Source organism: Streptomyces sp. CGMCC 4.7035 (assembly GCF_031583065.1).
Lineage (GTDB): Bacteria > Actinomycetota > Actinomycetes > Streptomycetales > Streptomycetaceae > Streptomyces > Streptomyces yaanensis.
In genome coordinates this window covers 570,956-586,447 of sequence record NZ_CP134053.1, presented here as the reverse complement: position 1 = coordinate 586,447, position 15,492 = coordinate 570,956, and the positions used below count along the sequence as shown (strand labels likewise).

Sequence of the window (15,492 nt, the reverse complement as noted above, 5' to 3'; positions counted from 1 at the left end):
GACCACCGAAGACCTCGGCGGGATGGGGCCGCTGGTCGCCCGGCTCGGCCGGGCCGGCCAGCGGCTCCGGCACGCCGACCGGGCCCATCCGTGGGTGCTGGACACCGCTGTGGTGGTCCTGGTCATCCTCCTGTTCTGCCTGCCGGACCTGCTGCACACGGCGGGCGGCGGGGACGGCGACGCCCCGCGCCGCTTCCGCCTGGCGTTCACGAGGCTGCCCCTGGTCGGCATGGTGGCCCTGCAGGCCGGGCTGGTGCTGCCGCTGCTGTGGCGGCGGCGGGCGCCCGCCGTGGCCTTCGGCGCCGTCACGGCCGTGTTCGTCCTCCAGTGGTCCCTCGGCGCCGCACTCCGTGCGGATGTCGCCCTCTTCATCGCTCTGTACAGCCTGGCGCTGCACGGGCGGCTACGGCAGCTGCCGTGGGCCTGTGCGGTCACGGCGGGTGCGCTGGGCCTGGTCGCGGTCCGGGTCTCGGCGGCGGTATCCGTCTGGGACGCGCTCTTCTTCCTCCTCAGCACGGCGACCGCGGCCCTCGCGCTCGGTCTGATGATCCGCGTCCGGCGGGCCCAGTTGGCCGGGCTGCGGGACCGTGCGGCCCGGCTGGAGATCGAACGCGACCAGCGCGGCAGGCTCGCCGTCGCGGCCGAACGGGCGCGGGTGGCCCGCGAGATGCATGACATCGTCGGCCACAACCTGTCCGTCATCATCACGCTCGCCGACGCCGGTTCCTATGCCACCGGCGTCGCTCCGGAACGGGGCGAAGAGGCCCTGCACCTCATCGGCGACACCGGCCGCCTGGCCCTGAGCGAACTACGCCGGGTGCTCGGCGTGCTGCGCGAGGCGGACGGCCCACGCAGCGAGCCCGAGCTGAGCCCGCAGCCCGGTCTCGCGGACATCGAAGCGCTGTGCGAGGGAGTACGCGCCGCCGGCCTGGAGGTCGTCTACCGTACCGCCGGTGACATCGACACCCTCGACAGCGGGGTGCAGCTGACGGTCTACCGCATCGTGCAGGAGGCCCTGACGAACACCCTGAAGCACGCCGGCGCCGGTGCCCGTGCGAACCTGGCGATCGTCATGGAGGACACACGGCTGACGATCACCGTGCAGGACTCCGGACCGCCCGCTCCGGCCGAACGACCCGGCCCGGCGAACGAGGAAGGACACGGCCTGGTGGGCATGCGAGAACGAGCAGCTCTCTACGGCGGACACGTCAGCGCGGGTCCGGTCGGCCCGGGATGGACGGTGCGGGCCGCGCTCGACCTCGCTCCCCAGGGCGGTGCTGCCCGATGACCACCGTGCTCATCGTGGACGACCAGCCGCTCCAGCGATACGGCTTCCGCATGCTCCTCGACTCCGTACCCGAGACGGACGTGGTCGGCGAGGCCGCGCACGGAACCGAGGCCGTGCGCAAGGCCGCCGAACTCCGCCCCGACGTCGTGCTCATGGACGTCCGTATGCCGGGCATGGACGGCATCGAGGCCACACGCCGTATCGTCGCCGCCGGCGACCGTTCCCGGGTCCTCGTCCTGACCACCTTCGACCTCGACGAGTACGTTTATGCGGCCCTGCGCGCAGGGGCCAGCGGCTTCCTGCTCAAGGACGCCCGTCCCGAGGAACTCCTCGCGGGCATCCGTGCCGTGGCCGCCGGGGACGCCGTGATCGCCCCCGCCCTCACCCGCCGCCTGCTGCACGAATTCGCCCGGCTCGTGCCGCCCCACGCCGACGGCTCCGCCGAGGACCCGAGGCTGGCCTCCCTCACCGACCGCGAACGCGAAATCCTCGTCGCCATCGGCAAGGGCTGGTCCAACGGCGAGATCGCCGCCCGCTTCGTGCTGTCGGAATCCACGGTGAAGACCCATGTCGGCCGCGTCCTGTCCAAGATCGGCGCCCGCGACCGCATCCAGGCGGTGATCTTCGCCTACGACCACGGCCTGGCTCGGCCTCACGCGGGCTGAGCCGACGGTCGAGCCATGGGCGGCAGCTCGGAGCAGCGCTCCACGAAGACGGTGACAGACCCCGGCCGTGTCCGAGGAGCGTTGGTGGAGGCGATCACCAGTCCGTCGCGGGCAGCGACGCGGGACAACTCCCTGACTGCCTGGGGGATGTGGGGACGTGGGGACCTGGGGACGTGGGGACGTGGGGACGTGGGGAAGCATGTGCGGCGCCAGGGTGGCCTCGACGCCTCTACGCTCTGCGCGGCGAGTGGCAAGGCGGGGCGGCGCCGGCTGCTGCGACCAGGGCCGGCACGCCGACGCCGGCACGTCCTACGTCCTTGTGGACTTCGCCGGCACGCACAGCCACGCGAGGCCCCCGGCGGCCAGGTAGGCGACCGCCCCGATGGCCATGCTGGTGCGCAGCCCGGCGTTGTAGGCCGTGGCTGTGGCGAGCAGGCTGCCGCCGAGCGCCACACCGGTGGCGCTGCCGATCTGGCGGGTGGTGTTGAACAGGGCTGAGGCCGCCCCCGAATACGCCGGGGGTGCGGCACCCATCACGGTGGCGGTCGAGCCGGTGAGGGCGAAGGAGGTGCCGAATCCCGCGGCCATCATCGGGGCCACCAGCAGCGGGTAGGCGGGGTCGGCTCCCGCCGCGGCCCAGCCGGCCAGCCCCAGGGCGGCCAGGAACATGCCGGAGATCACCAGCGGACGATCGCCGGTGCGGCGGGTCAGCCGCCCGGACAGGACGGAGGCGAAGGTGGTCATCGCCACCGCCGGGAACAGGGCCAGCCCGGTGCCGAGGGCGCTGTACCCGCGCTGGTGCTGGAATTCCAGGCTGGCGGTGAACACCATGCCGTAGAAGCCGAAGTTGAACAGCAGGCCGATGACGGCTCCGCCGCTCATCGCACGCGAGCGCAGCAGGATCAGCGGAAGGGCGGGAGACCGGGCCAGCCGCTCGCGTACCGCGAACGCCGCCGCGGCCGACACGGCCAGGCCCAGCCCGGCGAGCACGGCCGGATCGGACCACCCCCGTCGTCCGGCCTCGTTGAGCGCCGCGGTCAGCAGCGCCACCGCCGCCACGACCGCGCACTGCGCGGGCCAGTCCAGGGCCCGGTCGGCGCGCCGGGGCGAGCGGGCCACATGCCGCAGCGTCAGCACCAGGCAGGCCGCACCGACGGGCAGGTTGATGAGGAACACCCAGCGCCAGCCCACCGTGGAGACGAGCAGCCCGCCCAGCAGCGGCCCGGCAGAGGCCGCGATGCCCGCCATCGAGCCCCACAGCCCGAAGGCCCGCGAGCGTGCGGCCGACGCCGGGTAGGCCTGCTGGAGCAGGGCCAGGGAACCGGGCACGATGAGCGCCGCGCCGAGCCCCTCCACCATCCGGGCCGCGACCAGGAAGGGCGCGGTAGGCGCGAGGGCGCAGGCGGCCGAGGACGCGGTGAACACCGCCACACCCGAGCAGAAGACCCGGCGGTTGCCCAGCCGGTCGCCGAGCGCGCCACCGGTGAGCAGGAACCCGGCGAAGACCAGGGTGTAGCCATCGGTGATCCATTGGATGCCGGTGAGCGAGGCCGACAGTTCCCGGCCGATCACCGGCACGGCGACGTTGATGACGGTCACGTCCAGGATCACCATGAAATACCCGGCGCACACCGCCAGCAGCGGTGCCCAGGACCGTCGCTCGGGCTCCGGGGCCGGCTCGGGAGAGGGCGCGGCCTCACCGCCACCGGCCGACTCCGCGAACGCCACGGCCCCCACTCCGTCCCGTGCACAGAGGCCCTACACCAAAGGCCACAGTAAGGGACATATGCCCCGCATCGTGGGAGCCGGGCTGCTCATTGACGTACCCGATCGCCTCCTGACCCGCGACAGCTGTATCGATCACCCGATGCGTTCGTAGAGGGTGATGCTGCGGCCGCGTCGGATCGTGGTGGAGCGTTTGACGAAGTGTTCGCGCAGGACACGTTGTTTGGCGCGGTCGCGGGCGTTGTGGGCGGGGTGGGTCTCCGCGTCGCTGATGAGGACGATGTGGCGTTCGCGCAGCATGGCGCGGGCTGTGGTGTCCGGGTCCGACTCGATGCCGTGCAGGGTGCCGGAGGCGGCGGGGCTCCGGTCGAGCGCGATGTCGCGCAGTCCGACGAACGCGCCCGGGGTGACCAGGGCGGTGTCGCGTCGGGCCGACGGGATGAAGACCACCGCGCCGCCCTGTCCACGCGCCGCGTCCACCACGGTGGCCACGGCCAGTACGTCGTCGACGCGGCTGTCCGCGCTGCGCAGGTGCTGTTCCACGGGGAGCAGGGCGAGGAACGCGAGTGCCGTGACGGCAGCGAGCGGAACTGTGGGACGGGTGGACAGGCTCCTGGCGAGTGCGGTGATCAATGCCCCGAGGAGGAGGGCCAGGCCGATCTGGGCGAAGAGTACGTAGCGGTCGACGTAGAGGGGCCTCCAGGTGAGCGAGACGGCGAGAAGCATCACCTGAGGGACGACGCACAGCGGGACGGCCACGGCGGCCAGGCTCAGTTTCCCCACCGCGAGCGGAGCCGGACCGGCGGGCTTGCGTGCGCGGCGCAGGAGCGCGCAGCCGCCGGCCACGAGAACGGTGGCCGCGACGAGGCACATCGTGCCGGGGGTGGGGGGCCGTATCCAGGAGACCTGCCTGGACTGGCCCTGGCTGGCCAGGACGAGGGGCAGGGCGCCGAGTACAGCGGTGCCCGCGGCGAGGAGCCAGCGCACCCGGATGGTGCGGTGGGGCCGGGCGAGGGTGAGCGTGACGGCGTGGGCGAGCAGCGCGAGCAGTGAGAACCAGTTGAGCAGCGCGCCGAGCAGGACGACGACTGCGTAGGCGCTCCAGATCCGGGCGCGCGAGCCGTGCATGGCGGCCACCAGCAGCCAGGAGGCGAGCGCGACCGTGGCGGTCACCATCGCGTACGGGCGGCCTTCTTGCGCGTACACCTGGGGGGTGGGCAGCAGCGCGAAGGCGAGCCCCGCGCCGAGCCCGCTCCAGCGGCCCGCGAGTCGGGCGCCGAGGTCGGCGGCGAGTGCCGCCGACCCGGCCATGGCGAGGACCGAGGGCAACCGCAGCGTCAGGAGGCTGTCGCCGAAAACCTCGAACACCATGTGCATGAAGGCGTAGTACAGGCCGTGGACGACATCCACGTGCCCGAGCAGTTGCCAGATCTCGGGCAGGCTGCGGTGGGTGACCTGCCAGGTGGCGGCCTCGTCGCGCCACATGCTGTTCTGGCGCGTGATCCCCCACAGGCCCAGGGCGAGCACGAGGCCCGCCGGCGCGGCTGCCGTGAGCGCCCGGCTCGGGCCGGGCCGTGTGATGCGCAGCGGCACGGGCGGCCGCAGGACGACACGTGGCCGGGGTGTGGCCACGTGTGGCGGGTCGAGCAGGGTGCCCGGGGACACCATGGGGGACGGCATGTCGGATCCCGGACTTCTCAGGCGGTGGGCAGGGGCGAGCGGCTGACGCGTATCTTCGACTGGCCGTGCGGGCGCTTCTCCCAGTCCTCCATGAAGCGCGCGTGCAGGCCGTGCTTACGTGCCAGGGCCAGGAGGGTCTCGGTGCGGTAGTAGAAATCCTCGCCCAGCACCTGGTGTTCGGTGCCCTCGGTGCGGTCGAAGGTGAAGTCGAAGAATCCGGTGTCGGTCAGCACCCGACCGACGTGCGCGAGGCATTCGTCGATGACACTCAGCGGCGAGTGGGAGAAGACGCTGTGCGCGTGGATGACGTCGAAGTGGTCGCTGGGCAGGAAGTCCAGGGTGAGGTCGCCAGTGATGGTCAGGTGCGGCAGCTTGTCCTGGAGGCGACGCTCGGTGAGGGTCTTCTTGGCGGCCATCAGGATGTCGGGCGAGATGTCGATGCCGTAGTAGTTGCCGGTGTCGAGGTGGCTGATGAAGCGCCAGCCGCCGCGCAGGTTGCCGCAGCCGATGTCGAGCATGCGATGTTCGGGGCGCAGCCCGTGTTCGATCAGGTAGTCGAACTGCATCTGCCCGAGCGCCAGCCAGCGGTCGTGGGTCTGGCTGCCGACCGCGGCCTCCGGGTTGCGGCGCGTGTCCGAGGCCATCACGGCCCGGTAGTAGCCGACGTGGTCGGGGTGCTTCAGGCGCAGCCAGGCGTCCCGGCCGGCCCTGCGGAGGTACGGGGTGACGCGATCGGGGTTGCGCAGGGCGTAACCGATCTTGTGGGTGAGGGCGGCGCGGTTGTTGCGGAGTTTCTTCGGCGACTTGGCGTCTGCGGGCATGGCGAAGCGACCTCCGTGCAGTGAGACCCCAGGAGGGGTTGAAAAGGGCTGAAGACAGGGAAGGGAGAGAAGTGAAGAAAGGGATCGTTGCGGCGGCGCGCCGTGATCAGACGCGGCGGCGCAGCAGCAGCACCGTGACGACCGTGAGGACAACGGCCAGGCCGCCGAGGACGGCGGTGTCGACCCACTGGAAAGTCCAGTAGTCACCGGCCGGGTTGGCCTTGTAGAAGCGGGCGACGTACCCGTGCGCCGCCATGCACTCCTTGAGCTGGGTGCCTGACGGGAAGGGGCAGCTCGCCACGTCGTCGTGGCGGCCGGAAGCGGTGATCAGGCCGTAGATTCCGGTTGACCACTTCTCGCCCATCGGTGCTTTGGGGATGCTGCCGGCGCTGACGTAGGTGTGCGGCGGGACCAGCAGCCGGGTCCGGTGTGTCCACTCCAGCAGGAGTGTCATCACCCCCGTCACCAACAGGGTCAGACTCATCGCCGCCAGGACCCGGCGGACCAGCAGACCCAGGAATGTGCCGGCCGCGAGGCCGAACAGGGCGGCCGCGACGACGCGGGGGCCCGAGCCGCTCAGGGCCGTGTTGTCGTACCAGAACAGGCCGTAGCTCCGGTCGGCGGCCGGTCGCCACCACCACGCGAAGACTCCCGCGAGCAGGCCGGAGAGGGCGATCGTGGTCGCCGCGGCCATGGCGAACCGGGAGGCGAACCACTGACCGCGGCCCACGCCCTGGGCGAGGACCATGCGGATCGTGCCCAGTTCCCGGTCGCGGCCCAGCAGCGGGGCGCCCCAGAAGACGCCGATCAGGACGGGCAGGACGATGTTCAGCAATCCGAAGTACTTCAGCGGCTCGATGTCCAGCAGCAGGAGCTGGTTGGTGCCGGATTCCATGCAATACAGCGGCCCGCGCTCGCAGTGGTCGAAGAGCCCGCTGTGCAGGGCGTCCAGCATGCCCGAGCGATAGTAGGCGGCGATCGCCGCGGCGGCGGCCAGGGCGGTCACCGCTATGCCGACCAGCACTCGCTGCTGGCGCCACGCGAGCCAGAAAGAGCCCTTCACGCCGCCACCTCCGTCCACTCGGCGGCCGCGGGGCGCGCCATGTCATCGGCCTGGAGGTAGCCGATCAGGATGTCCTCCAGCCTGGGCCGTTCGACGTGCCAGTCGCCCGGCAGCGGTCCGCGCTGCCGTACGAGGGCGGTCATCTGCCTGCCGGCGGCCCGGTGGTGGACGAGGGTGTGGCGTGCGGCCAGGGCGTCAACCTGGTCGGCGTGTCCGGTCAGCACGGCGTGGCTCTCGCGCAGCGCGTCGGCGTCCTCGCTCAGCTCGATGTGGCCGTCCCGCACCAGCAGCACCCAGTCGCAGGTCTGCTCCAGCTCGGGCAGGACGTGCGAGGACAGCACGATGCTCGTACCGCGCTCGGCGGCCTCGGCCATCAACATCGCCATGACCTCACCTCGCGCCACGGGGTCGAGGTCGGCCATCGGCTCGTCGAGCAGCAGCAGTTCGGGCCGCTTGCCGAGCGCCAGGGCGAGTGCGACGCGGGTGCGCTGCCCGGGGGACAGCTCGCCGACGCGGGCGGGAAGCGGGATGCCGCCCTCGTGGACGATCCGCTCGGCCGCCGCCTGGTCCCACGAGGAGTTCAGCTTCTTGCCCAACCGCAAGGTGTCCGCCACGGTGAAGCGGGGGTAGAGCGGCTTGTCCTGGGTGAACAGAGCGACCCGGGCGCGGGCCTCGGGCGTGCCCGGTACGACGCCCAGTACGCGCAGCTCACCGGAATCGGCGCGCAGCAGGCCGCCGGCCAGGTGCAGCAGAGTGCTCTTACCCGCGCCGTTGCGCCCGACGAGGGCGGTGATACGGCCGCTGGGCACGGTGAACTCGCAGTCCCGCAGGGTCCAGCCGCCCCGCGCCCGGTACCGGAATCCGAGTCCCGTGGCGCGCAGCGCGGCCGGCGCGTCAGGCCCGGTCATGCGTCCTCCTCTTTCTGCTCCCGGTCGCCCGGGGTGTCGCTGTGTTGTGCTGTGTCGTAGGCGTCCAGGGCGGCTGTGACCAGGGCGAGGACGTCGGCCCGTTCCAGTCCGCCCGCCCGCGCGCGTGCCGTCCAGTCGGTGATCTCCGCGCGCAGGGGAGAGTCGTCCTCCGCACCGGGCCGCGCGAGCGACCGCGTCACGAAGGTCCCCAGTCCGCGGCGCAGTTCGACCAGGCCCGCCTGCTCCATGTCGCGGTAGGCCCGGAGCACGGTGTTGGGGTTGATGGCGGTCGCCGCCACCACCTCCCTGGCCGTGGGCAACTTGTCCCCGACCTTCAACGTGCCCATCCGGAGCGCCCGTTCGGTCTGCTCGACGATCTGCACGTAGGCCGGTACGCCGCTGCCACGGTCGATCCGGTACTCGACCACGTCACCTTCCACGGTTCAGTGTTCTTGTATTAATGAATTAATACAAGCATGGTGCAGGCCGGGGAGGGATGTCAAACAGGAGCACCACCGGTGCGGTCCCCGCCCGGTGCCGACCCACCGGGAAGCGGGCGCCGGGCGCATAACAACACAGTCCCGACCCTGAGTCGGGGCAGGGAACCCGGGCTGCTCACAGCCGTATCCTGCGCCGGTGTTTTCCCCCGCCACAGCACTGAACGTGCTGTCCTCAGTGCTGTTCGTCCTGTTCTGCGCAGCCGTCCTGCGCGACCCGCGCCGCTTCGGCAACGCCGTACTGCTCGGTCTCTCCTTGTTCCTTCTGGCCGCCGGCACGTCCGCGGGCACCGAGCCGAGCGTGAACGACCCGGCCTACATGGTGTGGGACCTGGTGACGCTGGTCCTCTTCTCGCTCGTCGCGTTCGGCGTCGTCGCCCTCGCGTTCTTCCTGCTGTACAACGGCGTGCAGATGGCCCGCAAGGAGGGCAGACGGCCCGCCAACCTGCTGTCGCTCGCAGCCGGTCTGGGCATCCTCGGAACCATCGGGATTCTCGCGCCCGGCCTCTCGACCGGTGCGGGACCGTGGTACTGGATCGCGGTCGTGACCTTTCCCGTGGTCGCCTATGTCTCGTTCCTGTTCACCTGTTTCCTCGGCTACGCGTACCTGTACGGGCGCCTGAGGGTCCGCAAGGACGTGGACTTCGTGATCGTGCTCGGCTCGGGTCTGATCGGCGGCAACCGGGTGCCGCCACTGCTGGCCGGCCGGCTGGAGCGGGGGCGCGCGGTGTACGAGGCCCAGGCCGCCCGCGGCAACCCCCCGCTGCTGGTCACCTCCGGCGGACAGGGCCCCGACGAGGACCTTCCCGAGGCCCACGCCATGGCCGACTACCTCACCGAACGCGGCTTCCCCGAGGAGCACCTCGTACGCGAGGACCGCTCCACCACCACCGAGGAGAACCTGCGGTTCAGCAGGGCGATCATGGAGGAGCTGCGCCCCGGCCACCGGTGCGTCGTCGTCACCAATAACTTCCACGTCTTCCGCGCCGCCACCCTCGCTCGCCTCACCGGAGTCGACGGGCATGTCGTCGGCTCCCCCACCGCCGCCTACTTCTGGCCCACCGCCACGATCCGCGAGTTCGCCGCCGTCTTCCTCCGGCACAAGGTGCTCAACATCGGGATGTGCCTGCTGTTCGCCGCCGTGGGCGTACTGTCGGCGTCGCTCTAGTCGCGGCTGTGGCGCAGAACACAGGAACTCCACCGGGCCCGCGGAGCGTAACGGGTGTGAGGGATACAGAAACAGCGGAGTCGATGCGTGCCCGCATACGGTCGGGGGACCGTGCGGCGTTCGCCGACCTGTACGACCAGCACGCGCGAGCGGTCTACAACCATGCCCTGCGGCTGACCGGCAACTGGTCGGAGGCCGAGGAGGCGATGTCGGAGACCTTCCTCGCCGCCTGGCGTACCCGGGAGACGGTGGAGCCGGAGGGTGGCTCGCTCAGACCCTGGCTGCTGGGCATCGCCACGCACAAGGCGCACAACGCCAACCGTGGTCTACGGCGGCGGCTCGCCTTCCTGGCGCGCAGCCCGGAGCCCCGTCCCGTCGAGGACTTCGCGGACGAGACGGCCGGACGGATCGACGACGCCCGCCGTCTCGCGGTGGTCCACGAGGCGCTCGGCCGATTGCGCCGCCAGGACCGGGAGGTGTTCGCCCTGTGCGTGTCGGCCGGGCTGGACTACCAGCAGGCCGCCGAGGCGCTCGGCATCCCGGTCGGCACCGTGCGGTCGCGGCTGTCGCGGGCCCGGGCGCGGCTGGCCAGGCTCAGCTCCGATCAAGTCGTCCGCAAGAAAGCGGAACCGCGTGGCCCTCGCGGAGAGAAGGAGAGTGAGGCCGCGTTCGCGGCCATGTTTCTGCAGGAGGAAACCGGATGAACACCAACAACCCGCCGAGCACCGGTACCGGCCGGAGTGAGGCCGAGGAGTTGCTGTCGGCTCCGGCCGAATGGGACCTCCCGCTGAGCCGACACCTCCACTACAAGGACGTTCTGATGCAGCAGATCGACAACGACCGCACCGCTTCCGCCGCTTCCGCCCAGGAATCCCCGGCCCCCCGCCGTCGGTTCTCGCGTCGCATGGTGCTGGTGCCCGTCGCGTCGATGGCACTGGCCGGGGCGCTGGCGGTCACGTTCTCCGCCGGTGACCACCACACCTCCACCCCGGCGACCGGATCCTCCACCCAGGCCGCGAAGGCCAACGGCGCCTCCGTCACGCTCGACCGCATCGCCGCCGTGGCCATGAAGACCGACGCGACGCCGGTGAGGGACGACCAGTTCGTGTACGTCAGGAGCCTGGTCCAGTCGAACGAGGGCGCCTTCGACGGCCCCGTGCGGCTCAGCGCCCCGTACAAGCGGGAGTTCTGGAGGTCGCAGAAGCCCGGCCCTGTCGCCACGACCGGGTGGATCCGCGAGACCGGGAAGGGGGCCGTGATGTCCGGTCAGCTGGTCCCCGTCGAGGGTGAAGCCGTCCCGGCGGGCATCGACCACCCCACCTACAAGTGGCTGGCCTCGCTGCCCACCGACCCCGACGCCCTGCTCAAGCTGCTCTACGCCCAGGTCAGGGTGGAGGAAGGCCGGTCGAAGGACCAGGCCGTCTTCTCCGAGATCGGCAACCTGCTGGGCGAAACGATCATGCCGCCCGCGAACGCCGCCGCGTTCTACAAGGCAGCCGGAAAGATCCCCTGCGTGACCGAGATCCCCGACGCCGTCGACGCGGCCGGCCGGCACGGCATCGCCATCACCCGCAGGGACGCCGCCTCGGCGACACGGGACGAATGGATCTTCGACAAGAAGAGTCTCGCCTTCCTCGGCTCGCGCTCGTACATCACCAAGGACAAGGCCAAGGGCATCACGTCCGACACGCTGTACGGCAGCGACGCCATCCTGCAGCGCACGGTGGTCGACGAGCACGGCAAGGCTCCCGCCACGAAGACGAACAGCTGACCTGCGCCACGCCGACCGGCGGGCGGGCGGCAGCCGTCATCGCCCGAGGGACTCGGCCCCTCTGGCCCGCCGGGGGGCGGGCCAGGGGGGCCGTCGGCGCCGATGAGGGTGAACGCGCCGACAAGCGCCGCTCTCGTCCGCGTCCGTTGAGGGGCGGGTGCCGCTGTTCGTTCGGCGAACTGCGGCACCCGCCCCTCCGCGTTGCTCAGGCCACCAGCACGGCGGGCTCGTCCTCCCCCGCGGCTCCAGGGGCGCGGGAGGTGGCCGCGTCGTCCAGCAGAGCCGTCAGGGTCGCCCGGGCCCGGGCCACGCGCGAGCGGACCGTGCCGACCGGGCAGTCGCTCACCTCGGCCGCCTCCGCGTAGGGCAGGCCGACCAGTTGGGTGAGGATGAACGCCTCCCGGCGCTCGTCGGGCAGCGACGCCAGCAGGTCCAGCAGCGCGACGCCGTCGTCGAAGCCGGGCAGACCCCGCGGCTGGGACAGCTCGACGGCGACCTGCCAGTCCGGTACGTCGGAGAGCCTGGGGCGGGCAGCGGCGTACCGGTAGCTGTCGATGACGGCACGGCGGGCGATCGACAGCACCCACGTGCGTGCCGACGAACGGCCCTCGAAGCGGTGCAGGCTGCCGAGCGCGCGCAGGAAGGTGTCCTGGGCGAGGTCGTCGACCGCTTGGGGATCGCCGCAGAGGTGGGCGACGTAGCGCTGGACGTCACGGTGCAGGGCGCGCACGAAGTCCTCGACCGCGCCGGTGTCACCGCGGCGGGCGGCGAGCGCCCAAGCGGTGACCGACTCGTCGACCGATGTCGTTTTGCCGCTTTTGCGCGGTGAACTCTCGCTTTCGCGGGGCGAGGTGGGCAGGGCAGAGCTCATCACCTGGTGTCCTTCTCAGGTCAGCCGTGATCCGGGCCGAGGCGCACGAGAGCGCGGACGGTCCGGTGAGTGGGGAGACGGCCTTACGGCTTCATGGCGTCAGGGCGCCTTGGAGCTACAGCGCCATGGAGCTACGGCACCTGCGCCGGCGTACGGCCGTGTGACCCAAGGCGTGCCCGGGCGGCCAGGCAGCCGTGCAGCCTCGGGGAAACCAGCTGTCGTCAGATGACAGCCGTGCCCACAGGCGGACCCCGAGAGGTGATGGCGTGAACGAGAAGGAGAAGCCTCGGCGCCCGCTCCGAGCGGCGGCGACGTACTCGGACGCGTGGGCGGTCCGGGGTGACGGGCAGGGTGAGCAGCAGCCGCAGCGGCGCCGCCAGCCATCCGGCCACGGCCCGCAGAACACGGAACGCGGCCTTCTCGCCGTACGCCAGCCACAGGCCGCACAGCAGCGCGGCCAGCAGGTGGGCGGCGAGCATGCCGAACGACGACGTACCGGCCATGGACGGGCTCATGCGGCTCATGCCCATGTGCCCCATGTCCATGGAGTCCATCCGCATCGAGCCCATGCCCATGGAGCCCATGCCCTGCGCCATGGCGCCCATGTCCATGGCGCCCATGTCCATGGCGCCCATGTCCATGGCGGCCGACCCGCCGGACGCCTGCTGGGCGAGTGAGAACGCCGAGTGCAGCACAGCCTGAGCGGCGACCACGACCGTGACGATCAGCGGCAGCCCGCGCTCACGCGCCGCCAGGCACCAGCCCGCGGCACCCGTCACGGCCACGCCGGCGGCCAGCGCCCACGCGGGCACGTCGCTGCCGGACATCAGGACGTGGCCCAGGGCGGCCAGCAGCACGCAGACGGCCGCGAACACCGCGGCTCGTATCGTGCGAGAACACCACCCTGCCGTCATGGCGCCTCATCCTCGCATCCGGACCTCGGTCGTCATGCCTGGGTACGGAAATCCACAGGGGACCACACTCAATACAAAGGGTGTGATCCGGACCACGAGGACCGGCTGAACAGCGGACAGCAGGAGGAAGCCGCACAGGGAAGCACGTCGGAAACGCGAAGCGGCGGTGGTGCGGCAGGAGAGCCGCACCACCGCCGCCGGCCGAAGACGGGGCCACCGCCCGGCGGGCCACCGCCCGGCGGGGCCTCGCCCCTACGAGGAGGTGACGGCCTTGCGCGTCCGGCCCAGCCGCTGGCGGACCAGTGCCACAACCACCACGCCCGCGGCCACCAGGGTGGACAGGACCACCTGGTCGCGGCCGCCGCCGTCGGCCGTGTCGGTCAGCATGTAGCCCAGCACGAACGTGATCAGGGCGATGGTGGCCCAGGTCAGGTAGGGGTAGAGCCACATCTTGACGACCAGCTTCTCCGGCGCCTCCTGCTGGATGATCTTGCGCATCCGCAGCTGGGAGAAGCAGATCACCAGCCAGACGAACAGGGCGATCGCGCCGGAGGAGTTGAGCAGGAACTGGAACACCGTGTCCGGCCACAGGTAGTTGAAGGCGACGGCGACGAAGCCGAAGACCACCGAGGCCAGGATCGCCGCCCGCGGCACGCCGCGGCCCGTGGTCTGCCCGAAGGAGGCCGGGGCATCGCTGCGCCGGCCGAGGGAGAACGCCATGCGCGAGGCGGTGTACAGACCGGAGTTGAGGCAGGACAGCACGGAGGTCAGCACGATGGCGTTCATGATCTGGCCCGCGTGCGGGATGCCGACGGAGCTCAGCGCGGCGACGTACGAGCCGTCCTTGAGGATCGCCGGGTCGTCCCAGCGCAGCAGCGACACCACGATCAGGATCGAGCCCAGGTAGAACACCGCGATCCGCCAGATGACGCTGTTGGTGGCCTTGGTGACCGCACCCCGCGGGTCCGCGGTCTCGCCGGCCGCCAGCGTGACGATCTCGCTGCCCATGAAGGAGAAGACCACCATCAGGACGCCGGTGAGGATCGCCCCGGGGCCGTTGGGCAGGAACCCGCCGTGCGCGGTCAGGTTGGAGAAGCCGGACGCCGGGTGGTCGGAGCCGGGCAGCAGCCCGAAGATGGCGAGGCCGCCGATCACGATGAACGCGGCGATGGCGACGACCTTGATGCCGGCGAACCAGAACTCGAACTCGCCGTAGGAGCTGACCGAGGCCAGGTTGGTGGCGGTGAGGACGACCATGACGATCAGGGCCCAGCCCCACTGCGGGACCGCCGGGATCCAGCCGGCCAGGATCTTGGCCCCGGCGGTCGCCTCGACCGCGAGCACCACGACCCAGAAGAACCAGTACAGCCAGCCGATGGTGAATCCGGCCCAGCGGCCCAGCGCGCGGTCCGCGTAGGCGGAGAACGAGCCGGACGTGGGGTTGGCCGCGGCCATTTCGCCAAGCATGCGCATGACGAGGACGACGAGGGTTCCGACGAGCGCGTAGGAGATGAGAATGCCGGGGCCCGCGGCGGCGATGCCGGAGCCGGAGCCGACGAACAGGCCGGCGCCGATGACACCGCCGATCGCGATCATCGACAGGTGGCGGCTCTTCAGCCCGGCCTGCAGGCCGGAGCCCGCGGTGGTGCTCTCGGTGGTGGCCACCGGGTCCTTGGTGGAGAGCGGGGGACGTGTGGTCATCTCGACATCCATGGGGGAGTGGGGACGAGGACGGACGAGGACATGCGTCGGTGGGCGTGGGCGGGGTGGCCGCGCACGTTCCACCGAAGGGGGACGGATGGGGAAGTCAGGGCTCGTCGCGGGTCGCGATCACGGTTGCCGTGAGGGCATAGTGGGCCGTGGCCGCCGTGGCCTCCTGGCGACAGGAAAATAGTTCACCCTGATCAGAAAAAACAAGGGGTGTCCGCCGGCTGTCTTTTTCGTGATGCCCGCACGCCCCGCATACCCCCTGCGCAGGGGGCTTGTTTAAGTGTTCATCATGGTCTAATTTTTCGGGCAATCGCGGAACCGCTTCTTCCAGGAGCCCCCATGCACAACACCGCGGCGTGGTCGCGAGAACCCCCGATGCGGACGGCGCCACGCGCGCCATGACCCCCGCTC

The 15,492-nt window shown here is 71.1% G+C and carries 14 protein-coding genes; 5 read left to right on the top strand and 9 right to left on the bottom strand.

The genetic code is table 11. The features are described from left to right. The first annotated feature begins 22 nt into the window (after positions 1-22). A complete protein-coding gene (locus Q2K21_RS02520) occupies positions 23-1,288 on the top strand; it encodes a sensor histidine kinase (protein WP_386276156.1) in 1,266 nt (421 codons plus the stop codon). Continuing rightward, positions 1,285-1,953 carry a response regulator transcription factor gene (locus tag Q2K21_RS02515; protein WP_310763659.1) on the top strand — a complete coding sequence of 223 codons (669 nt, stop codon included), beginning with the start codon at positions 1,285-1,287 and terminating at the stop codon, positions 1,951-1,953. Before Q2K21_RS02520 ends, Q2K21_RS02515 begins: the two co-directional genes overlap by 4 nt. A 309-nt stretch (positions 1,954-2,262) precedes the next feature. On the opposite strand, the gene Q2K21_RS02510 is transcribed toward Q2K21_RS02515, so the two are convergent. The 6 genes from Q2K21_RS02510 to Q2K21_RS02485 all read right to left on the bottom strand — a co-directional run bounded on the left by Q2K21_RS02510 (position 2,263) and on the right by Q2K21_RS02485 (position 8,590). Next, positions 2,263-3,681: an MFS transporter gene (locus Q2K21_RS02510; RefSeq protein ID WP_310763657.1), complete on the bottom strand. Its 1,419-nt coding sequence runs from the start codon at positions 3,679-3,681 to the stop codon at positions 2,263-2,265. Positions 3,682-3,813: 132 nt separating this feature from the next. Next, entirely contained in the window at positions 3,814-5,358 is a 1,545-nt protein-coding gene (locus tag Q2K21_RS02505) for a glycosyltransferase family 39 protein (RefSeq protein WP_310763656.1), read from the bottom strand. Positions 5,359-5,375: 17 nt separating this feature from the next. After that, positions 5,376-6,179, bottom strand: a complete 804-nt coding sequence (locus Q2K21_RS02500; protein ID WP_310763654.1) for a class I SAM-dependent methyltransferase — start codon at positions 6,177-6,179, stop codon at positions 5,376-5,378. 106 nt (positions 6,180-6,285) lie between these two features. Then, positions 6,286-7,242: a transporter gene (locus Q2K21_RS02495; protein ID WP_310763652.1), complete on the bottom strand. Its 957-nt coding sequence runs from the start codon at positions 7,240-7,242 to the stop codon at positions 6,286-6,288. After that, positions 7,239-8,150, bottom strand: coding sequence for an ABC transporter ATP-binding protein (locus tag Q2K21_RS02490; RefSeq protein ID WP_310763650.1), 912 nt, complete (start codon positions 8,148-8,150; stop codon positions 7,239-7,241). The genes Q2K21_RS02495 and Q2K21_RS02490 overlap by 4 nt, the downstream gene beginning before the upstream one ends. Further along, complete coding sequence (locus Q2K21_RS02485) at positions 8,147-8,590, bottom strand: GntR family transcriptional regulator (protein ID WP_310763648.1); 444 nt, start codon at positions 8,588-8,590, stop codon at positions 8,147-8,149. Before Q2K21_RS02485 ends, Q2K21_RS02490 begins: the two co-directional genes overlap by 4 nt. A gap of 196 nt (positions 8,591-8,786) precedes the next feature. Here Q2K21_RS02485 and Q2K21_RS02480 point away from each other — a divergent pair, with 196 nt between their 5' ends. From Q2K21_RS02480 to Q2K21_RS02470, 3 genes are all read left to right on the top strand, one after another. Beyond that, the gene (locus Q2K21_RS02480) at positions 8,787-9,815 is read left to right on the top strand and encodes a YdcF family protein (protein WP_310763646.1); all 1,029 of its coding nucleotides are present in this window, start codon (positions 8,787-8,789) and stop codon (positions 9,813-9,815) included. An 83-nt stretch (positions 9,816-9,898) separates the two neighbouring features. Beyond that, positions 9,899-10,519 carry an RNA polymerase sigma factor gene (locus Q2K21_RS02475; protein ID WP_310763644.1) on the top strand — a complete coding sequence of 207 codons (621 nt, stop codon included), beginning with the start codon at positions 9,899-9,901 and terminating at the stop codon, positions 10,517-10,519. After that, positions 10,516-11,586: a CU044_5270 family protein gene (locus tag Q2K21_RS02470; protein ID WP_310763642.1), complete on the top strand. Its 1,071-nt coding sequence runs from the start codon at positions 10,516-10,518 to the stop codon at positions 11,584-11,586. The genes Q2K21_RS02475 and Q2K21_RS02470 overlap by 4 nt, the downstream gene beginning before the upstream one ends. A gap of 205 nt (positions 11,587-11,791) precedes the next feature. Here the strand turns inward: Q2K21_RS02470 and Q2K21_RS02465 are convergent, their stop codons facing one another. The 3 genes from Q2K21_RS02465 to Q2K21_RS02455 form a co-directional block, all read right to left on the bottom strand. After that, complete coding sequence (locus tag Q2K21_RS02465) at positions 11,792-12,460, bottom strand: sigma-70 family RNA polymerase sigma factor (protein WP_310763640.1); 669 nt, start codon at positions 12,458-12,460, stop codon at positions 11,792-11,794. Positions 12,461-12,678: 218 nt separating this feature from the next. Further along, positions 12,679-13,371 (bottom strand): hypothetical protein, encoded by a 693-nt coding sequence (locus Q2K21_RS02460; protein WP_310763636.1) that lies wholly within the window; start codon positions 13,369-13,371, stop codon positions 12,679-12,681. A 252-nt stretch (positions 13,372-13,623) separates the two neighbouring features. Further along, entirely contained in the window at positions 13,624-15,072 is a 1,449-nt protein-coding gene (locus Q2K21_RS02455; RefSeq protein WP_310763634.1) for an amino acid permease, read from the bottom strand. Between the last annotated feature and the right edge of the window lie 420 nt (positions 15,073-15,492).